General features: G+C 71.7%; 18 protein-coding genes. 9 read left to right on the plus strand and 9 right to left on the minus strand.

The window, feature by feature from the left end:
• Positions 1 to 20: 20 nt before the first annotated feature.
• Positions 21 to 914, minus strand: a complete 894-nt coding sequence (locus ACV7JO_RS02170; RefSeq protein ID WP_470354703.1) for a Vms1/Ankzf1 family peptidyl-tRNA hydrolase — start codon at positions 912 to 914, stop codon at positions 21 to 23.
• A 46-nt stretch (positions 915 to 960) separates the two neighbouring features.
• Entirely contained in the window at positions 961 to 1,326 is a 366-nt protein-coding gene (locus tag ACV7JO_RS02175) for a DUF5802 family protein (RefSeq protein ID WP_470354704.1), read from the minus strand.
• Positions 1,327 to 1,451: 125 nt separating this feature from the next.
• On the opposite strand from ACV7JO_RS02175, the gene ACV7JO_RS02180 reads away from it, so the two are divergent.
• From ACV7JO_RS02180 to ACV7JO_RS02190, 3 genes are all read left to right on the plus strand, one after another.
• On the plus strand, positions 1,452 to 2,084 hold the full coding sequence (locus ACV7JO_RS02180; protein ID WP_470354705.1) for a DUF1405 domain-containing protein: 633 nt from the start codon (positions 1,452 to 1,454) through the stop codon (positions 2,082 to 2,084).
• 95 nt (positions 2,085 to 2,179) lie between these two features.
• On the plus strand, positions 2,180 to 3,703 hold the full coding sequence (locus ACV7JO_RS02185; RefSeq protein ID WP_470354706.1) for a hypothetical protein: 1,524 nt from the start codon (positions 2,180 to 2,182) through the stop codon (positions 3,701 to 3,703).
• Between the two features lie 50 nt (positions 3,704 to 3,753).
• Positions 3,754 to 4,401 carry a metalloregulator ArsR/SmtB family transcription factor gene (locus ACV7JO_RS02190; RefSeq protein WP_470354707.1) on the plus strand — a complete coding sequence of 216 codons (648 nt, stop codon included), beginning with the start codon at positions 3,754 to 3,756 and terminating at the stop codon, positions 4,399 to 4,401.
• Here ACV7JO_RS02190 and ACV7JO_RS02195 read toward each other — a convergent pair.
• Positions 4,393 to 4,896: a hypothetical protein gene (locus tag ACV7JO_RS02195; protein ID WP_470354708.1), complete on the minus strand. Its 504-nt coding sequence runs from the start codon at positions 4,894 to 4,896 to the stop codon at positions 4,393 to 4,395. The two genes, ACV7JO_RS02190 and ACV7JO_RS02195, sit on opposite strands and share 9 nt — an antisense overlap.
• 138 nt (positions 4,897 to 5,034) lie before the next feature.
• Between ACV7JO_RS02195 and gatD the strand changes: the two genes are divergently transcribed.
• From gatD to ACV7JO_RS02210, 3 genes are all read left to right on the plus strand, one after another.
• Positions 5,035 to 6,282 carry a Glu-tRNA(Gln) amidotransferase subunit GatD gene (gatD, locus tag ACV7JO_RS02200; protein WP_470354709.1) on the plus strand — a complete coding sequence of 416 codons (1,248 nt, stop codon included), beginning with the start codon at positions 5,035 to 5,037 and terminating at the stop codon, positions 6,280 to 6,282.
• A 54-nt stretch (positions 6,283 to 6,336) separates the two neighbouring features.
• The gene (locus tag ACV7JO_RS02205; RefSeq protein ID WP_470354710.1) at positions 6,337 to 7,224 is read left to right on the plus strand and encodes a GNAT family N-acetyltransferase; all 888 of its coding nucleotides are present in this window, start codon (positions 6,337 to 6,339) and stop codon (positions 7,222 to 7,224) included.
• An 88-nt stretch (positions 7,225 to 7,312) separates the two neighbouring features.
• Entirely contained in the window at positions 7,313 to 8,962 is a 1,650-nt protein-coding gene (locus tag ACV7JO_RS02210; protein ID WP_470354711.1) for a histidine kinase N-terminal 7TM domain-containing protein, read from the plus strand.
• Between the two features lie 7 nt (positions 8,963 to 8,969).
• On the opposite strand, the gene ACV7JO_RS02215 is transcribed toward ACV7JO_RS02210, so the two are convergent.
• Genes ACV7JO_RS02215 through ACV7JO_RS02225 form a run of 3 tightly spaced genes read right to left on the minus strand, consistent with a single transcriptional unit; the run spans position 8,970 to position 12,442 of the window.
• A complete protein-coding gene (locus tag ACV7JO_RS02215) occupies positions 8,970 to 9,248 on the minus strand; it encodes a ubiquitin-like small modifier protein 1 (protein ID WP_470354712.1) in 279 nt (92 codons plus the stop codon).
• Between the two features lie 42 nt (positions 9,249 to 9,290).
• The gene (locus ACV7JO_RS02220; RefSeq protein ID WP_470354713.1) at positions 9,291 to 11,159 is read right to left on the minus strand and encodes a TrkA C-terminal domain-containing protein; all 1,869 of its coding nucleotides are present in this window, start codon (positions 11,157 to 11,159) and stop codon (positions 9,291 to 9,293) included.
• A complete protein-coding gene (locus ACV7JO_RS02225; RefSeq protein ID WP_470354714.1) occupies positions 11,156 to 12,442 on the minus strand; it encodes a potassium channel family protein in 1,287 nt (428 codons plus the stop codon). Before ACV7JO_RS02225 ends, ACV7JO_RS02220 begins: the two co-directional genes overlap by 4 nt.
• A 30-nt stretch (positions 12,443 to 12,472) precedes the next feature.
• Here ACV7JO_RS02225 and ACV7JO_RS02230 point away from each other — a divergent pair, with 30 nt between their 5' ends.
• Both ACV7JO_RS02230 and ACV7JO_RS02235 read left to right on the plus strand, forming a co-directional pair.
• Positions 12,473 to 13,642 (plus strand): NAD-binding protein, encoded by a 1,170-nt coding sequence (locus tag ACV7JO_RS02230; protein ID WP_470354715.1) that lies wholly within the window; start codon positions 12,473 to 12,475, stop codon positions 13,640 to 13,642.
• 149 nt (positions 13,643 to 13,791) lie between these two features.
• Complete coding sequence (locus ACV7JO_RS02235; RefSeq protein WP_470354716.1) at positions 13,792 to 15,087, plus strand: DUF6498-containing protein; 1,296 nt, start codon at positions 13,792 to 13,794, stop codon at positions 15,085 to 15,087.
• Positions 15,088 to 15,119: 32 nt separating this feature from the next.
• On the opposite strand, the gene ACV7JO_RS02240 is transcribed toward ACV7JO_RS02235, so the two are convergent.
• The 3 genes from ACV7JO_RS02240 to ACV7JO_RS02250 form a co-directional block, all read right to left on the minus strand.
• Entirely contained in the window at positions 15,120 to 16,583 is a 1,464-nt protein-coding gene (locus ACV7JO_RS02240) for an HPP family protein (RefSeq protein WP_470354717.1), read from the minus strand.
• Positions 16,584 to 16,640: 57 nt separating this feature from the next.
• Positions 16,641 to 17,366, minus strand: a complete 726-nt coding sequence (locus ACV7JO_RS02245) for a nucleoside phosphorylase (RefSeq protein ID WP_470354718.1) — start codon at positions 17,364 to 17,366, stop codon at positions 16,641 to 16,643.
• 93 nt (positions 17,367 to 17,459) lie between these two features.
• Complete coding sequence (locus tag ACV7JO_RS02250; RefSeq protein ID WP_470354719.1) at positions 17,460 to 18,296, minus strand: DUF63 family protein; 837 nt, start codon at positions 18,294 to 18,296, stop codon at positions 17,460 to 17,462.
• Between the two features lie 96 nt (positions 18,297 to 18,392).
• On the opposite strand from ACV7JO_RS02250, the gene deoC reads away from it, so the two are divergent.
• On the plus strand, positions 18,393 to 19,031 hold the full coding sequence (gene deoC / locus ACV7JO_RS02255; RefSeq protein ID WP_470354720.1) for a deoxyribose-phosphate aldolase: 639 nt from the start codon (positions 18,393 to 18,395) through the stop codon (positions 19,029 to 19,031).
• The last annotated feature ends 38 nt before the right edge of the window (positions 19,032 to 19,069 follow it).

Below are 19,069 nucleotides of genomic sequence, written 5' to 3' on the forward strand. Positions count from 1 at the left end.
CCTAAAACTGTGGCCCGACCCTAGGGCACCCGCAGGGACACCGTCCAGAACGACCGGACGGCGTCGGAAAGCGCTGGCTCTGGCTCCCCGGTCGCGTCGACGGCCGCGACCGCGGCCGCCCGGTCGGCGAACTCCTGGACCACCGAGGATTCGCCGACGACGTACAGCGTCTCGGGGTCGGCGGCGTCTATCGCAGCCCGACAGCGGTCGAGGTGGCTCGCTATCTGCTGGTCGCGCAGGCGTTCGAACCGCGACTGCGAGAAGCCGCCCTTCGAGTGTTGGCTCTTGAGTTCCGAGTCGAACCCGTGGAAGGCGGTCCGCTCTCGGCCGTCGTACTCGCCCAGCGCGAACAGGTCCGACCGCACGAGTGCGACGGTGTGTTCCCCGGTCGGTTCGAGCCACGCGGGCTCCAGTCGCACGCGGTCGGCCCACGCGGCGAAGGGGTCTGGCGGGGCCGGGAGGTCGAGACAGGCCGCGAGCACGCCGGCATCGTCGGTCACCGCCAGACAGGGCGCGGCGCTGGCGACCAGCGGTGCCCGGTCGCCGAAGGCCTCCCGGACCCGCTCGGGCAGGTCGTGCCCGTCGGCGACGTAGGCCGTGAACACGCCCTCGGGGCCGGTCTCGAACGACGCCAGCCGCGCCCGGACCGCCCGGACGCGGTCGCCGTGCAGTCGCTCCTCGACGCGAAACGAGCGGTCGTCGGCGTCGCCGCCCAGCCGCTCGACGCGGTCTTCGAGCTCCGCCACGCGGTCCTCCAGTCGGTTGACCTCGCGCTCGGCGCGCTGGCGCTCCGTCGTCGCCTCGGCCCGGCGCTCCTCCTCGGCGTCGAGTTGCCGTTCGAGGTGGCGATTGTCCTCTTCCAGTTCGTCGATGCGCGCTTTCAGCGACGCGCGCCCGAGCAACCGGTCCAGCATCGTCTCGACGGCGGGCGGCGACGGGCTTAAAAGTGGCCGACGCGGCTCAGACCGCGCTGCTCGGCTGGCTTGGCAGGCCGTCGGCGACAGAGAGCAGTTGCGCGGCGTGGTCGGCCTTCGCGAGGAACACCTCGCGGAGACTCGGCGGGTTCCGGACGTTGGCGTCGTCGAGGACGCCTTCGGGGACGGCGAGGGTGTCAGCCGGCACCTGCTCGTCGCCGCGGACGGCGAAGTGCTGTGAGCCGAGTTTCATCACCAGCGGGAGGTCTGTCCGCTCGACGCCGGAGCCGTCGGCGTACAGCTGCTGGTTGACTCGCTCGTGTTGCTCACGACACATCGCGGCCGCCCCGTCGGCGGTGGGCTCGACGTAGAGGCGACCCAGATAGTATCCGCGGGAGAACTGTTCGAACATCGGGACAGTTGTATGTGTGGTAGTGACACACATAAGCTTTCGGCGGTACCCTTTTGCCGTCTCGCAATTCCACCGCTCCGGAGCGGGACCGACAGACCTTCCCGGGGGCCGGCCGGTGTGGCCGTATGGACGCTGGGCCGCTCCCGCGTCGGTACGCCCGCTACTATCTGGAGCAGACCCCGAGTCTGGTGTGGCTCCTGTTGGTCAACGCCGTCGCCGTGTTGGTCGGCGTGCGCTACTACGTCGAGACGATGCCTGCCGTCTCGACGTTCCTCTGGCCGCTGTACGCCGACTCGCCGACCGCCGTCTTCCTGATGGCGCTATCGCTGGCGACGCTGTTGCCCTTTCTGGGCCGGTCGCTGGACGCCGTGCCCGCGAACCTGCCGCTCGCGTACCTTCACACGTTCGCGTTCGTCTGGCTGGTGAAGATGGGCGTCTGGACGTTCGTGGCGCTGAACCTCGGGTTCGACGCCTACTACCCCGACCCGTGGGCGTACTTCGGCATTATCGCCACGCATCTGGGGTTCGTCGCCGAGGCGTTCCTGATTCCACACTACGGCCGGACGACCCGGGGCGCGCTGGCGCTGGCGCTGGTGACGGCGTTCGCCAACGACGCGCTCGACTACGCCTTCGGCTACTACCCGCCGCTGCGGTACGACCCCGGCGCGGGACTCGCTGTCGCGACCGTCGGGGTGTCGCTGCTGGCCGTCGCCCTCGCGTGGCGCTGGCTCCCGAGACTCGACGAGGCGTCGGCATAAACGCTATTGGACGGTCTCAGACAGTCACGGGCGTGCGTGAACGGCGCGAACGAAGGTGGCGCTTTTTAGTTCGGGTGGGTCATGTACGGGTACGGATGAGTCAACGCCAGCCCGTCGTGGTCGTGCTGGTCGTCGTCCTCGCGGCGCTCGCGCTCCCGGCCGTCGCCGCACAGGAGACGGCGACGCCGACGCCGACGAACGGGAGCGACGACGGCGGCGCACTCGGGACGCAACTGACGGCGTTCGCCCAGTCGAGTTCGGCCGCGGCCAACGACACCGTCGCGAACGGGATGTGGCGGGTCGGCTTCGAGCGGGCGAACGACTCGGTACGGCCCGAACTGGTCGACAACCGCACTCGCCGACTCTCACAGCGTCTCGACCGCCTGCAGCGACAGAACGAGACGCTCACGGAACGACACGAGAACAGGTCGCTGCCGGAGCCGGCCTACGTCGCACAGCGGAGTCGCCTCGCCGCCCGGATAACGTCGCTCAAGACCGCGGTCAACGACACCGACGCCGCCGCCGCGTCGGCCGGCGTCGACGACGCGCGACTCGCCCGCCTCAAGCGCAACGCGAGCGACCTCTCGGGGCCCGAAGTCGCCGCCATCGCCCGTGGTCTCGGTGGCGGCCCACCCGCCGCCAACACGACACGCGGCCCGCCCGCCGACGCTGGAAACGGCAGCGTCGGGCCGCCCGCGGCTGTCGGCGAGGCGGACGGCAACGGCACCGACGACCCCGACGGTGGTTCGGGAAACGCGACCGGTGACGGCGGCCCGCCCGTCGGCACCGGCGGCGACGGGACGCCCGGTTCGAACGGCCCGCCCGACGAAGCGGGGCGTGACGACGGCCAGACGGGCAACGCACCCGCGGACGGCGGTCCGCCCGACGACCCCGGACCGCCAGACGACGCGGGCAACGGGAACGCCGGCCCGTCCGACGAGGGCAGCGACGGCAACGGAAACGCTGGGCCACCCGACGACGCCGGCCCGTCAGACGATGCGGGCAACGGAAACACCGGGCCACCCGACGACACCGGTGACGACGATGGCAACTCGGACGATGGTGGTCCCAGCAGTGACGACGGTGGTGACGACAACAGTGACGACGGCGACGACAGTAGCGCCGGCAACACCGGTGGTCAGGCCGGAAACGCCGGTTCCGGGGCCGAGGAGTCGGGCGGCGACAGCGGGAGCGACGGAGCCACCGGAGGCGGTGGAAGTGGAGATAGCGACAGCGGCGCGGACGACGGCGACGGCAGTGACGGGGCCGCCGGCAACGGTGACGGCGACGCTGGCAGTGCCGGAAGCGGCGATACAGACGGTAGCGACAGCGGAGACGGCGGTGCAGACGGCAGCGACAGCGGGGACGGCAGTGCAGACGGTAGCGACGGCAGGGACGGTAGTGCAGACGGCGGTGCAGGCGGTAGCGACAGCGGAGACGGCGGTGCAGGCGGTAGCGACGGCGGGGACGGTAGTGCAGACGGTAGCGACGGCGGAAGCGATAGCGGGACCGCCGGAAACAGCAACAGCGGCAATGGCGGCGGAAGCGACAGCGGAAGCGGCGGCAATGGCGGCGACGCCGGCAACGGCCGCGGCCCCCCGAGCGACCGTGGGGCGTGACCGGTCACAGGAGACATCCTTTTTACCGACGACACGTTAACCTCGGGTGAATGGACTCCGCGGAGTTGCTCGACCTTCTCGGGAATGCCAACCGGCGGCGGATACTCCGGTTGCTCGCACACAAGCCGTGTTACGTCACGGAGATAAGCGAGTACCTCGGCGTCAGTCCGAAGGCGGTCATCGACCACCTCGGAAAGCTCGAAGACGCCGGCCTCGTCGAGTCACGGACCGACGAGCAGCGCCGCAAGTACTTCTCGATAACGCGGAACCTCCGCCTCGAAGTCCGCGTCTCGCCCTACGAGTTCGGGACCAAGAGCGCCTACCCGGCAAACCCCGGCTTCGACATGTCGACCTGTCGGCACCTCTCCATCGAACTCGGCGAGAAGTCCGGGAGCGACCTCCGTGACCTCGCGGCCGAACTCGCGAAGCTCGAACAGCTCGAAAACGAGCTTTCGCTGGCTCAGCGCTGGGTGCAGGGACGGGTGACGGACGTGCGGGACCGCATCGCCGACAGCACCGAGAACGGTGACGGTCGGCTCTACGCCGAACTCGTCAGCGCCGTCGCCAAGGGTGCCTCGTCGGTGCCGGCGCTGGCCCGCGAGGTCGAAGCCCCCCCGGAGATGGTCGAGGAGGCGCTCCGGGAACTGTCGTCGCTGGGCGTCCTCGAACGCGGCGGCGACGGCTGGCAGCTAGCCTAAGTCGGCGGTCAGCCCCGCCCGTAGGTCACGGCCGAAGTAGTGCCCGACGAGCGCGAGCACGCCGCCGACGGCCGCGGCGACGCCGACAACGGCGAAGGCGCTCAGGCTCTCGGTCGCCACGCTGGCGGTCAGCAGTTGCGTGAACAGCGACGAGACGGCCAACAGACAGCCGACGAGAGCGCCGGCCACCCCGTCCTCAACGTACCGGCGCTCGCTCGCCAACAGGCCGTGGAGGAAGGCCCCGGCGGGGACGCCAAGCGCCGCGGCGAAGGGGACGAGCGGGACGAGGCTCGCCAGCACCGACCCCCCGACCATCGCGGCGGCGGCGTAGAGGAACGCGCGGGCGGAGACGTAGCTCCCGCCAGCGTCGGCCTCGCCGGCGTCGGCCCGCTGGTCCGTCCCGATGCCGTCGAGGTCGGTGCCGACGCCGGTGTCGGCGGCCGGGTCGACCGACGACTCGCGTTCTCGCTCCCGGTCGGTCGTTCGCTCGGACATACCCGAGAGTCGGGGCGTCGCGGGTATGGACCTTTCGGCGAGCCGAGTGATCCGGCGAGCGGCCCAGCCCCGCTCGCGGTCGGCCGCCGCCGGTGGCAAACGAGTGGCTTCAAGTCGCGCCGGCGGAAACGGACGGCCATGAACGCAGGCGACCGGGTCCGCGTCGAGCGCGCGGCCCAAACCTACGAGGGCGTCCTGTTGCCCTCCAGCACGCCCGACCACCTCGTCGTCAAACTCGACGGCGGGTACAACGTCGGCGTCGACCGCGACGAGGCCGCCGTCGAGGTGCTGGAGTCGGACGTCTACGACGTGGAGAGCGCACAGGACGAGAGCGGGACCTCCGAGATAGCGTTCGACGACGACCTCCCGACGGTGTCGCTCATCTCGACCGGCGGGACCATCGCCTCGACCGTGGACTACCGCACCGGCGCGGTGACCGCGCAGTTCGACGCCGAGGACGTGTTGCGGGCGGTGCCGGACCTCGCCGGGATGGCGAACTACCGCGGGCGCGTCGTGGCGAACATCCTCTCGGAGAACATGACGCCGGCGGTCTGGCAGGACCTCGCTCGCGCCGTCCACGAGGAGATAGCGGCCGGCGCGGACGGCGTCGTCGTGATGCACGGCACCGACACCATGCAGTTCACGGCGTCGGCGCTGGCGTTCATGCTCGACACACCGGTCCCCGTCGTCTTCACGGGGAGCCAGCGGTCGGCCGACCGCCCCTCCTCGGACAACGTGATGAACGCCGTCTCGGCCGTCGAGGCCGCCACGAGCGACTGCGCGGAGGTGCTGGTCTGCATGCACGCTGACGCCTCGGACGACCGGTGTGCCCTCCACCGCGGGACCCGCGTCCGCAAGAACCACACGTCCCGCCGGGACGCCTTCGAGACGGTCGGCGCGAAGCCACTGGGGGAGGTGGACTACGACACCGACGGCGACAGCGCGGTCTCGTTCCGCCGGGACCACGCCGAGCGCGGCGAGGCGGAACTGGCGCTCCACGACGCCGTCGAGACCGACGTGGAACTGGTGAAGTTCACCCCCGGGATGTCGACGGACCTGCTCGAAGCGGCCGCCGCCGACAGCGCCGGCCTCGTCGTCGAGGGGACGGGGCTGGGACACGTCAACACGGACTGGATAGCGGTCCTCGACGACCTCGACATCCCGGTCGTGATGACCAGCCAGTGTCTGGAGGGACGGGTCTGTGACCGCGTCTACGACACGGGCCGGGACCTGCTCGACGCCGGCGTCGTCGAGGGCGAGGACATGCTGCCGGGGACGGCGACGGTGAAGCTCATGTGGGCGCTCGAAAACGTCGACGACGTGGCCGACGCGATGGGAGAGTCGCTGGCGGGCGAGATACAGCAGCGGTCGACCCCGTGGCTGTAGGGGCCGCACGTTCCAGCGCCCGACTTTTTTAACCGCGGGACCGTCGGGACAGGTATGACTGCGACGGTGCGACAGGCGCGGGCCGACGACTACGACGACGTGGTCGCGTTCGTCGAGGACGTGTGGGCCGACCGCGACACGGCCGAGTACGTCCCGGCGGTCTTTCGCGACTGGGTCGAGACCGACGGACCGGACCAGCGAACCGTCGTCGCCACCGTCGACGACACCGCCGTCGGGGTCTGTCAGGGCGTCGCACTGACCGGCCACGAGGCGTGGCTCCAAGGGATTCGCGTCGACCCCGACCACCGCGGCGGCGGCCACGGGCTGGCGATGGTCGACGACCTCCTCGGGTGGGCCAGCGACCGCGGCGCGACGGTGGCCCGGAACATGGTCTTCTCGTGGAACGATGCGGGGCTGGGCCAGTCACTGGCCGCCGGGTTCGAGCCGGCCTGCTCGTTCCGGTGGGCACGGCCCGACCCCCGCGAGGCGACGCCGTCGACGCCGGTCTCGAACGACCCGACGGTGGCGTGGAGCTACTGGACCGACAGCGACGCCCGGACGGTGCTGTCGGGGCTGGCGCTGGACCGCGGCCGGTCGTGGGCGCTCTCGGAACTCACACACGACGGCCTCTGTGCGCTGGCCGAAGACGGGGCGGTGTTCGCGGTCGGCGGCGACGGCACGCGCGGGATGGCCTGTCGGGTCCGGGAGACGACCGACCCCAGCGGCGGCGACCGCCTCGCGGAGTACGCCGTCGGCGCGTGGGAGGACGCCGACGCCGCGGCCGCGCTGTTCGACGCGGTGCGGGCCGACGCCGCCCGACTGGGCGTCGACGCCACGCGGGTCCTGATTCCGGAGACGCCCCGACACGTCGCCGAGGCGGCGGCGGTCCGGGCCGACATCAGCGACTGGCCGACGTTCGTCTGCGGGGCGGACCTCACCTGAGAGTCGCCGGTGGGGCCGGCCCCGCCATTATCACTCGCTGGAATCGCCCCCAAGCAGTCAAAAGGCCGGGGTCCCGTGGTGGGGACACGTGCAACTGTTGGGGTATCCGCTCGCGCTCGTCGTCTACGTCGTCGCCTACGGCGGTGCGGCCGCCGGCTGTCTGGCTGCCGTTCCTCGCGCCCGGCGTGTCGCCGACCCCGACACCAGACGGGGACTGGTCGGGCTGTTGGTCGGCAGCGGCGGGTGGGCTGCCTTCGAACTGTCGTACCTGCTCGCGCCGACACCGGCGACGAAGTACGGGGCGTACCTGCTGAGTCTCGTCGTCGGGCTGACGACCGTCGGGGCGTGGCTGTACTTCGCTTCCGCGTACACCGGACGGTCGTTCCACCGCGCGGCCTCGTACCGCCGGGCGGCGCTCGTGACGTATCTCGCCATCGTCGCGGTCAAAGTGACCAACCCCCTCCACGGGCTGTACTTCCGGACGACGTTCGTCCGGACGCCGTTCCCGCATCTGACGATAGAACACCAGCTGTTTCACTGGCTCGTGACGGGGCTGTCGTACGCGCTGGTCGCCGTCGGCTTCTTCATGCTGTACGAGGTGTTCCTCGAGTCCGACTACGACACCCGCCCGCTGGCGGCGCTGGTGGCCGTCACCGGACTCCCCGTAGTGCTAGACATCGTCGGCTTCGCCAGCGACACCCTGCTCGACATCAACTACGAGCCCCTCGGGGTCGCCGTGTTCGCGCTCGGGGTGCTGTACGTCTTCGACACCGTCTTCCTCGCGGTTCAGCTCACCGACGGGGTGGACGACCCGGTGGTGTATCTCGACGACGCCGGACGCGTCCGGGAGTACAACAACCTCGCGCTGTCGGCGTTCCCGCAACTGGACGGGGCGGTCGGTCAGCCACTGGGGACCGCGCTCCCGCGGGTACAGTCGGCCCTCGACAGCGAGACCGGCGTGCTGGAACACGAGGGCGAAGACGGGACCGAGTTCTACCTCGTCAGCACGACGGGCTTCTCGCTCGGGCAGGTCGACATCGGCCGGATGGTCGTCTTCTCGGACGTGACCACCGTCGAGCGCCAGCGCCGCGAACTCGAACGGCAGAACGAACAGTTAGAGGGGTTCGCCGCGGCCATCCGCCACGAGCTCCTGAACACGCTCCAAGTCGTCCGGGGCCGAGTCACCATCGCCGGCGAGGCCCTCGACGGCGGCGACGTGTCGATGGCGCGAGACTCCCTCCGGACGGCGGGCTCGACGGCCGAGCGGATGACGGATGTCGTCGACCGGTTGGCACAGCTAGCCCGGTACGGTCAGACCGTCGAAGAGACCCGGCCGGTCTCGGTGAGCGACGCCGTCACGGCCGCGCAGACGACCGACGAGGCCGAAGCCCTCGCGGTCACAGTCCGGACCGACGGGACCGTCGAGGCCGACCCCGACCGGCTCCGGGCCGTCTTCGAGAACGCCTTCCGCTTTGCCGCCCACAACGACGCGTCCAGCGTGACGGTGTCCGTCGGCAGCGACCGGCTGACCGTCACCGACGACGGGACGCCGCCGGCCCGGGCGGACTCGTCGGCGTACTTCGAGTACGGGAAAGCCGTCCCGGACAGCGAGGCGGGGCTCCCACTCCCGAATCTCCGGATGCTCGCCGAGACCCACGGCTGGGACGTGACCATCGACACGGACTACCGCGACGGCGTCCGGTTGGTGGTCACCGGCGTGCGGACGACCGAAGTCTGACGCAGGTCTACCCGCCGCTGACGGGCGGGAACAGGGCGAGTTCGGTGTCGCCCTCGACCGTCGTCGCCAGCCCATCGCCGCCGGCGAAGGGGTCCTCGCCGTCGACCAGCAGGCGGACGTGGTCCGCGAGCGTCCCGTCGTCGTCGAGCACCTCGGCGGCCAGTTCCGGCCGGTCGGTCACCAGCGCGTCCAGCGCCGCCTCGACCGTCGCGTCGTCCCCGGCGTCGACGGTGACGGTCTGTCCGCCAGCGGTCTCGCGGAGGTGTGCGAACAGCTTCCACTCCATGTCCGACGGACGGACGGCGGCGGCAAAGAGCGTTCCGGACCGTCACTTCGAGCCGTCGGTCGCGTCGGCGTCTGCCCCGTCCCGCTCGTCGCCCTCGGCCGCGTCGGCGTCTGCCCCGTCGGCCGCGTCGCCCTCGGTGGTGTCGGCTCCGGTCCCGACCCCGTCCGGGTCCCGGAGGAGGTCGTCGAGGTCGACGTCCTCGTCGTCGCCCTCCGGGAGCGAGCCGAGGATGTCGTCCGCGTCCTCGGGCGCGCCGGTGTCGGCCGCGGCGTCGTCGGGTCCGTCGCCCTCGTCTGCCGGCGTGTCGTCCCCGTCGTCGGGACCACCGTTCTCGCTCGCTGTCGTCTCACCGTCTGCCGCTTCGCCGTCCCCGTTCGCGTCGTCGCTCTCGGCGTCTACCGTGTCGGTCGTGGTCGCCGCGCTATCGACCGCCTCGCCCGCGCCGTCGTCTCCCTCGTCCGGGGACGCGGTTCCGTCGCCGTCCGCGTCGTCAGTCGGTCCCGGCAGGTCGCCGGGGTCGGGGAAGGCGTCGCCGTCCGGTATCTCCGGGTCCGCTCGCGCGCTCGGGTCGGGTCCGTCGCTTTCGGTGCCGCCCGCGGCCCCGTCGCCGTCCCTGCCGGCGGGACCGTACTCCGCGGCCGACTCGGCGTCGCTTCCGGCGCTCGCCCCGGCCGCCGCGACGGCGGAGTCAGGTTCGTCGGTGCCGTCGTCCGCCGACTCGTCGCCGCCGGCCGGGTCGTCGGTCGCCGTCGCGGCCGCCTCCAGCCGTCGGAGGGCGTCTGGCGTCGCGATGACGTAGACCGTCTCCGCGGGCGACAGCGCCCGGTCGCGGCCGGGAATCGTCACCGGCGGGGCGTCGGCGCGGGTGACGGCCGCGACGGTGACGCCGAGGCTCCCGACCGTCGCGCCGTCGAGGCTGCTGCCGGCACCGACGGTGACGGTGCCCATCGTCTCGTCGGCGGCCCGCAGCAGCGACGCGAACTCCCGGTCGGGGCGGTCCTGCACCGGCAGAGTGACGAGCTTGTACCGCGTCGTCGGGTCGAGTTTCGGCGTGTCCGCGGCGTCGATTGCGACCGTCGCCACCTCGCCGGCCACGCCCCGGAGTTCGCCGGTCAGGACTCGCTGGAGCGGGTCGGTGGCCCACACTTGCACGAGGTCGCCGGCGCTGGCGGCGTGGGCCGGGTCCGCGCGGACGGCGACGGCGTTGGTCGCCGGAGGTAGCGTCGGGCCGATGCCGGCCGCTCGGGAGCCGACGGCGAGGTACTCGACGCTGCCGTCGTCGGCCAGTTCTGCGTCGACGTGACCGACGCCGTAGTCGGTCTTGAGTCGCGAGACCAGCCGCTCGCGCAGTTCCGCCTTGGTCAGCCGGCGCGGGAACAGGAACCGCCGGCCCGACAGGCTCTCCTTGGTCGCCGCCGGCATCGGGTCGTAGCCGACGATGTCGTCGATGTCCGCCGGGAGTTCGACGGCGGTGACGCGCCCGACTGTCTGGACGATATCGCTCAGGTCGGCGTCGATGTCCCGGCCGCCGGTCGTGGCAAAGAGTGTCACGCCGGCCCGGTCGCCCACCCGCGCGCCGACGTACGCGCCGCCGCCGCCCGCGCCGAACGCGGCGAGGTTGAGCAGGACGGTCCCCGCGGCGAGTACGCCCTCGTCGCCGGTGATGACCTCGCTCAGTGCCGTCGTCGCGCCGACGTAGAGCACGACCGCGGTGAGGCCGAACAGGAGCGCGAGCCCGCTCGGGACGCGCTCGCGGACGTACCACCGGTACCCCAACGCGGCGGTGGCCGCCGGCGTCCCGGCCAGCAGGGCGACGGCGAGGAGCCACGCCGCCCCCTCGACGAACGCCGCCGTCGTCTGGCCGAGTTGCAGGCCCGTCCCGGCCTGCAGGGCCGCGGCGGCCGCCGTCATACCGCGACCGCCTCCGTGAAGGCGTCGAGCGCGTCCCGGCTCCCGACGGCGTACAGTTCGTCGCCGGCCGTCAGTGCCGCCTCGCCGTGGGGCGCGAGCTGCCAGCCCCCCGGTTTCCGCACCGCGAAGACGGCCACGCCGTGAGTCTCCCGGACGCGGGCCTCGCCCAGCGTCGTCCCGTCGAGCGGACCGCCGGCGCGGACGGTGAGCCGCCGGAAGCGGTCGCCGGCCCGCCGGAGCAGGGAGACGAGTTCGTACTCCCGGCGGGTGCCGCGAGGTTCGACGACGACCTTCGCTTGCGACGCCCGCAGGAGTGGCTGTACGTCCGTGCGGTTGACCGCCACCGTCAGCCGGCCCTCGCCGCCGTCGGTCGTCGGGGCCTGTACCGGCGTCGGCGGCCGCTCGGCGTCGGCGACCTCGGGCTCGTCGGGCGTCTCGACAGCGGCGTCGGGGTCGCCCGACCGAGCGCTGACGACGGTCCCCCTGACCTGCACGTCGGCGGTCAGCAGCGTCACCTCGTCGTTGCGGGCCAGCCCCGTCGGCAGGAGGGCGTCGACGGAGACGGCGTGGCGGCCGTCGCCGACCCGTTTCGAGAGCCCCGAGAAGGGGGGCGCGGCCACGACGGTCGCCCGCCCGCGCTCGTCGATGGAGACGGCCACGTCGCCGAGGTCGAACTCCGTCTTCAGCCGCTCCTCCATCCGCTCTTCCAGTTCGCCGATGCGGAGGTCCGCCGGGAACGTCCACTCCTCGCCGCGTATCTCGGCCCGGAGCGGTTCGGGCAGCGGCGGGTACCCCTCCATGTCGGCCACCTCGCCGACGATGCGGATGCGCGCCTCGCTGCGCCCGCCGACGAACTCGAGGGCGTCGGCCGAGAGCGTCCGTTCGCGCAAGCCACGCAGGGAGAGCCGCTTGGGGAACTCCGCCCCCATCTGGTCGCCCTTGCTGTGGGCGTACAGCGACGCCATGGCGACCAGCAGGATGGCAGTGACGACCCGCCCGGCGTCGGGGGCCTGCGTGATGCTCGTGTCGGCCAGCGCCAACAGCCCGCCGCTGACGCCCGCCAGCGCGATAGCCAGCACGGCGACCCCGAACCCCGGGACCGTCACCCCCGTGAAGTACTTGAACGAGAACCCGAGTGCCCACGACGCCAGCGCCGGGATGACGCCCACGAGCAACCCGAGGTAGATTCCCATCAGGATTTCGACGGGGACGGAAGCCATGTCCCCACGGTGAGTGGCCGGCGATAAATCGCTTCCGCCGGGTCGGCGTCGCGGACAGTACATTTAGGCCCCTCCGGAGCAGACGGGGACCACATGGTTCGGTCACGGGACTGGTTGAGCGCGCGGGCGGCGATACTCCTGCCGGCGCTGGTGGCGCTGCTGTCGTTTGCGACGGGCGTGGCGAACATCACCGACGTGACCATCGCCGGCCCGCTCGCGGCCTACGTCCCGACGAGCATCCAGCAGACCGCCGGGTTCACCGGGACGCTGACCGGCTTCACCCTGCTGGTCGGGGTCTTCGGTCTCCGGCGGCGGCTCCGGGCCGCGTGGCTGGTCGTCGTCGTCCTCATGCCGGTGTCGGCCCTGCAGGGGCTGGTGCAGGCTTCCGCCTTTTCCGTGCCGATGGTGGTCCTCTCGTTGGTCTCTCTGCCGACGCTGCTGTTGAACCGCCGGCGGTTCGACCGGGAGATAGACCTCTCGACGACCCAACTGGCTGCCGGCGCGGCGCTCGTGGGCGCGCAGGTGTACGGCACCGTCGGCACCTACGCGCTCCGCGAGGATTTCAACAACGTCCGGACGCTGACCGACGCCTTCTACTACACGCTGGTCACCGCGAGCACCGTCGGCTACGGCGACGTGACGCCCACCTCGGAGTCCGCGACCCTGTTCGCCATGTCCGTGGTCGTCCTCGGGACGGCGAGTTTCGCCATCGCCTTGGGGTCACTACTGGGCCCGGCCATCGAGAAGCGGTTCGCGCAAGCACTCGGAAACATGACCGACGCACAACTGGACTTGCTCGAGGACCACATCGTCGTCCTCGGCTACGGCGACCTGACGGAACCGATACTCGAAGAACTCACCGGCGTTGTCGACTTCGTCGTCATCACGCCCCAACAGGAGACCGCTGCGACCCTCCAGCAGCGGGACGTGGCGGTGCTGACCGCCGACCCAAGCGACGAGGAGCCGCTCCATCGGGCCGGCATCGCCGACGCCAGCGCCGTCGTCGCCGCGACCAACGACGACGCACAGGACGCGTTGGCTATCCTGACCGCGAGCAACCTCAACCCCGACGCCACCGTCGTCGCCGCGGCGACCGAGCGCGAGAACGTCGAGAAACTCCGGCGAGCGGGCGCGGATACGGTCATCAGCCCGGCGGTCATCGGCGGCCACCTGCTCGTCCAGTCGGCACTCGGTCGGGAGGGGATGGAGAACATCGCCGACCACCTGCTGGACGTCACGGACGAGAGCGACGCGGACATCTGAGCCGGCGGCGCTCGCAGCTACACTGCCCCGTGTCGGCTATCACGGCCGCAAGCAGCCACCGCACCCGCGACAGCGCGTTCTCCCGCTCTCGCCCGATACCGGAGTCGAAACCCGTTCTTTCATGCGTCGGTGGTCGCTACGTCGGTTCGATGCCCGCCGCTGGACTGGCCCCGGACACCGACAGCCGTCGGACGGCCCTCCTCGGCGTCGCCGCCTCCAACGCCGTCCCGGTCGTCGGCGTCGTCGCGCTGGACTGGAGCGCGACCGCGTTGCTGTTGCTCTACTGGTTCGAACTCGGCGTCGACGCGGTGTGGGCGCTCGTTCGGGCGCTGTTCGCCGGTCGCCCGCCGGCTCTCGACACGGGGGCCTTGCTCGTCGGCCCGGTGGCGGCGCGAGAGCCGACCCTCTCCGTGCCGGGGACCGACCTCCGGATACATCTCGCGACGGTCGTCACCCTCCCGCTGGCTGTCCTCGTCGTCGCCGCCGCGTGGTTCGTGACCGGCGCGCTCCTCGTCGGCCCGGTGCCCGAGCCCAGCGAGGCGACGATAGAGAGCGTGACGCTGGCCGCCCTCTGCATCTTCGTGGTGACCGGGGCGACGACGGTGCGCAACTACTTCTACAGCGGCGAGTACCGCAAGCACAACTCCCAGACGGCGTTCGGTGGGCTCCTGTTCAGAATCGCCACTGTGTTCTTCGGCGGCCTGCTCACGGTCGTGCTGGTGACGAGCGCGACGGTGGGGCCCGAGGCGGAACTGGGCGCGCTCGACCCGGCCGTCGCCGGGTTACCGCTGGTGTTCGCCATCGTCTCGCTGAAGTTCGCGTCCGACTTCTTGGGCGTGTACAGCGACCGCCTCGCCGTCTACTTCCAGTCGTACGACCGGGAGTACGGGTGGCAGGCCCCGCCGCCGGAGCCCCACTCAGTCGACGGGGCGCTCCCTGACGCGTTCGAGCGGGCCCGCCCCGCCCGCTGGGGGCGACTGCTCGGCGGCCCGCTCCGGCTCCGGGCCCACCCCGGGAGCGTCACCCTCGGCGGACTGGGACTGTTCGCCGCGGTGCCGTTCGCGCTCGGCGAGGCGTGGGTGGTCGTCGCCGCGCTCGTCGCAGTGAGCGTCGCGGTGCCGACCCTCTTGCTGTGTCTGGACCACCTGCTTCGGTACGGCGCGGTCGAGTACCGGGTCGCGCCCGACGCCGGCGCGCTCGTGGCCGCCGACCGGCTGGTCGAGACGCCGCTGTGGCGCGTCGAGGCGGGGGACGAGACCGGCCTCCGCGTCGAGCGGACCGCTGTCGACGCCCTGCTCGGAACCGAGACGGTCGTTGTCGACCACGGCGACGGCGAGTACCGGCTCCCCCACCTGCCCGACGCCGACCCGGTGGTCGCGGCGTTCGACCGCCAACCAGAGCGGTCCGAGTGCCCCTTCGACGGCGGACTGCCGCTGGCGGGCTGAACGGCGGCCGTCACGCCGTCGCCGGCGCGGACTCAGGGCCGGTTCCGGTCGACGATGGCCACGTCCGTCTCGACGCGCTCCAGTCGTTCGAAGGTGGGCGGCGAGACGAACCGCGAGGCGGCACTGCGGTCCCGGCTCGCGCCGATGACGACGAGGTCGTACTGCGGGGCCGTCGCCGCGAGGAAGTCGTGGATACCGGTCCGCGAGACGCGGGTCTCGGTCGCGCCGTCGAAGGGTTCGACGAGGTCCGCCAGCATCTCCTCGGCGCGCCGGCGGTTCCCGCTCTCGCCGATGCAGGTCGCCACCGCGGCGTGGCCGGTCCGGCCCGCCAGCCGGGTGGCGAAATCGACCATGTTGTGGGCCACGTCGCTGGTCCCCCGGACCGGGACCAACACCCGCTTCCAGCGGACCGCGTCCCGGCGCGACCGGTGGACGAGCACGTCGACGCGCCCGTCCAGCAACCGCCGGAGATACGGCGTCAGCGCGCCGTGACGGCTCTCGTAGGGGGCACAGATGAGGTCGCAGTTGGTCGCCGCCGCCGTCTCGGCGGTGGTCGCCGCTGGCGAGCCGTCGTCGTGGGCGACCACAACCTGACAGGGGACGCCCGCGCGGGTCTCGATGCGCCCGGCCTCGGCTTCGAGTCGGTCGACGCGCTCGCGTAGTTCCGCGTCGATGTCGCCGTCGGAGTCGGGGGACGGCTCGGCGGCGGCGAACCGGGAACGGCCGGCGTCGCGGTCCAGCAGCGCCCGCTCGGCCGCCGCCTTCTCGGTCCCCGACACCATATCGAGCAGGACCACTTTCCCCGCCTCGTGGGCGGCCGCGAGCCGCGCGGCAAGCATCGCCGTCCGGCCGGCGGTGTCGGTCCGCATCGGCACCAGCACGTGGTCGTCACCGCTCGTCGACCCGTAGAGGTACGTCGCGCGGCGCTCGTAGACCCGCTCGCGCCAGACGGCGAACACCACGGCGACGAGGGAACTCGCCAGCACGATGCTCCCGAGGAAGACCAGCCGCTGGTTGGGCCGGACCAACAGCGCCAACAGCGCCGTCGAGTACGCCGACGGCTCCTCGATGTCGAGGGGCCACGTCACGACGCCCGTGGCGAAGACGGCCAGCCCCGCCGCGACGGCGTTGGTCCCCACGTCGCCGGCCGGCGTCGGCAGCGACGCGGAGAGCGCCAGCGCCCCCAGCCCGCAGGCCGCTCCGAACGTGAGGCCGGCGACGAACCGCTTGGGGTCGGAGTACTGCCCCGTCGGGTCGACGAACAGGGTGTAGGTGCCCGACGCCAGCGGCGGGAACAGCAGGAAACTCAGCCGCGGAATCGACTCCGCCATCCCGGTCACGACCGCGATGAGCAGCGGGGCGAGCACGAGCACCGACAGGTGGACGACGGTGTCGGTCGTCTCGGCCCACGCCCGGAACTCCCGCAACTCGCGCCGTTCGACCCGCCGGGCGCGGCGGGCCGCGGCGACGACGTACTGGCGCGCGCGGTCCAACATATCCGCTGCAACGGCCGACGGTCCCGTAAGCTTTCGCCGGCGGGCGACCGACCGCGCCTACAGCGACGCCGCGGCCGACAGCGAGATGTCGATGGCCCGCTCGACGTTGTTCTTGGCCTTCTCGGGCAGTTCGTCGGCGTCGGTCTCGCCCTTCTGGGTCCCCTCGACGAGGTTGCCGTCGACGGTGCAGATAGCGCCCGCCCGCAGCCCCTTCCGGCGGGCCAGCGAGAAGAGGGCGGCGGCCTCCATCTCGACGGCCAGCAGGCCCGCTGCCTCCCAGTCGCGGACGTAGGCGTCGGTCTCGGCGTAGAAGGCGTCGTCGGTCGCCACCGGGCCGACGTGGACGGCCTCGTCGTTTGCGTGGGCGGCGTCGACAAGCGCCGAGAGCGCCTCGTAGTCGGGGACCGCGGGCACGGTGTCAGACTCGTAGCGGGCGGTCGTCCCCTCGTCTTTGGCCGCGCCGGTGGCGACGACCATGTCGCCGATTTCGATGCCCGACTGGAGCGCCCCCGTGGTGCCCACTCGCAGCAGCGTCTCGACGCCGACCGCGTCGAGTTCTTCGACGGCGATGGCCGCCGAGGGCGACCCGATGCCCGTCGAGCAGATAGTCAGTTCGCGGCCCTCGTAGGTGGCGTTGACGACCTTGTACTCGCGGTTCTGTGCCACTTCTTCGACGTTCTCGCAGTGGCCGGCGATGCGGTCGACGCGGCCGGGGTCGCCGGGGACGAGCGCGAGGTCGGCCACGTCGCCCGGTTCGACCAGCAGGTGGGGCTGTTTCGCCATGGCCGGGCGTTCGACGGCGGCCGGTAAAACCGGACGGGGTTCGCCGGCCCGGTCGCCGGAGTCGGTGGGTGCGTTGCCGTCGCCGCCGCTTGGCTACACCGGCACGAACAGGAACAGGACGATGTTGTTGGTCGCCGGCCCCAGTCCCACGGCGGCGATGACCGACAGCAAGAGGCTGGCCTCCCGCGGTTCGTCCTCCAGATACTGGTGCATGAGGACGACCACAGCGCCGGCGACGACGAGTTTGACGAGCAGGAACAGCCAGCCGGTCCCCAGCACCGACGCCGTCGGGAGGCTCCCGGCGAAGTGCATGATGGCCGCGGGGACCGGCGACCGCTCGGTGATTCCGATGACGTCCGCGCCGACGGCCGTCGAGACGCCGTCCAGCGCGTGGGCGAACACCACCACCGGGGCGGCGTAGCGCGAGCGCACGATGACCGGCGTCCGCCACAGCGCAAGCACCAGCAGCGTGACCGCCGCGACGACTGTCGCTACGACCACCGACAGCGACGGCCAGACCAGCGCCAGCAGGCCCGACCGGTAGGCCATTTGGACGGCCAGCACGAGCAGGACCGTGAGTACGCCCGTCCCGACCAGCCCGAGGTTTCGGGAGACGTTCTCCGTGTGGCCCCGCTGGACGCCCACGAGCGTCAGCGCCAGCCACGCCGCGCCGAGGGTGACGTAGGTCGTGACGTACACCGCGGGCGCGCCAAACAGCGGGCGGACGGCCGGCGAGTAGGCCCCTATCGACGGCTGGTAGAAGGCGTGTAAGGCCCCGCCGACGGCCATCCACGGAGCCAGCGCCACTACGGTCCGCTGGTCTATCGGCGGTTCCAGCGCGTACAGGACCGCGGTGACGACGAGCGCTCCGGCGACGAGCGCGGCGAGATACGGTAGGGGCGGCAGCGCGAACCCCATCGGCAGTACCATGTGCCAGAGGGCGAGTCGCCGGGTGGAAAAGCTTCCGACTACGCTCCTCGCGTCGCTCCCCGGGACGTTTACGTGCCCGCCGGTTGTCGTCGGGCTATGGACGACGTTCCCGACCGCATCGAACACACGGTGCTGGGACCGACAACGACGCCCGACGACGTGCTGACCTGTCTCGACACCGCCGCGGAGTTCGGGATGCGGGCGTGTGTCCCGCCCGCCACCGTCTCGCTGGCCGACGGCTACGTCGACGTTTCTCTCTCGACGGTCGTGGATTTCCCCCACGGACAGGGCACGACTGACGCGGTGGTCGCGGCGGCCAAGCGGGCGTGGGAGGACGGGGCGGACGAACTCGACCTCGTCGCCAACGTCGGCCTGCTGAAAGCCGGCGACGACGACGCCCTACGGGACCACCTGACCGAGGTCGTCGCCGCGGTGCCGGTGCCGGTCAAAGTCATCGTCGAGGCCCCGCTGCTCTCGGAGGCCGAACTCCACCGCATCGGCCAACTCGCGGTCGACGCCGACGCCGCCTACCTCAAGACCGCGACCGGGTTCTCCGAGGGCGGGGCGACCGTCGCCGACGTGGAACTGCTGAGCGGCTACCGGCCCGTGAAAGCCAGCGGCGGTATCGGGTCGTGGGAGCGCGCCGAGGCGATGTTCGCGGCCGGGGCACAGCGAATCGGGGCCTCCAGCGGCGACGCCATCGTCCGGGAGTGGCGCGGCGCGACCGGCGAGTGAGCAACGAGTCGTCGCCCTTTTGACCGCCTACGTCTCAG

This window comes from Haloarcula sp. MBLA0138, from assembly GCF_055632455.1.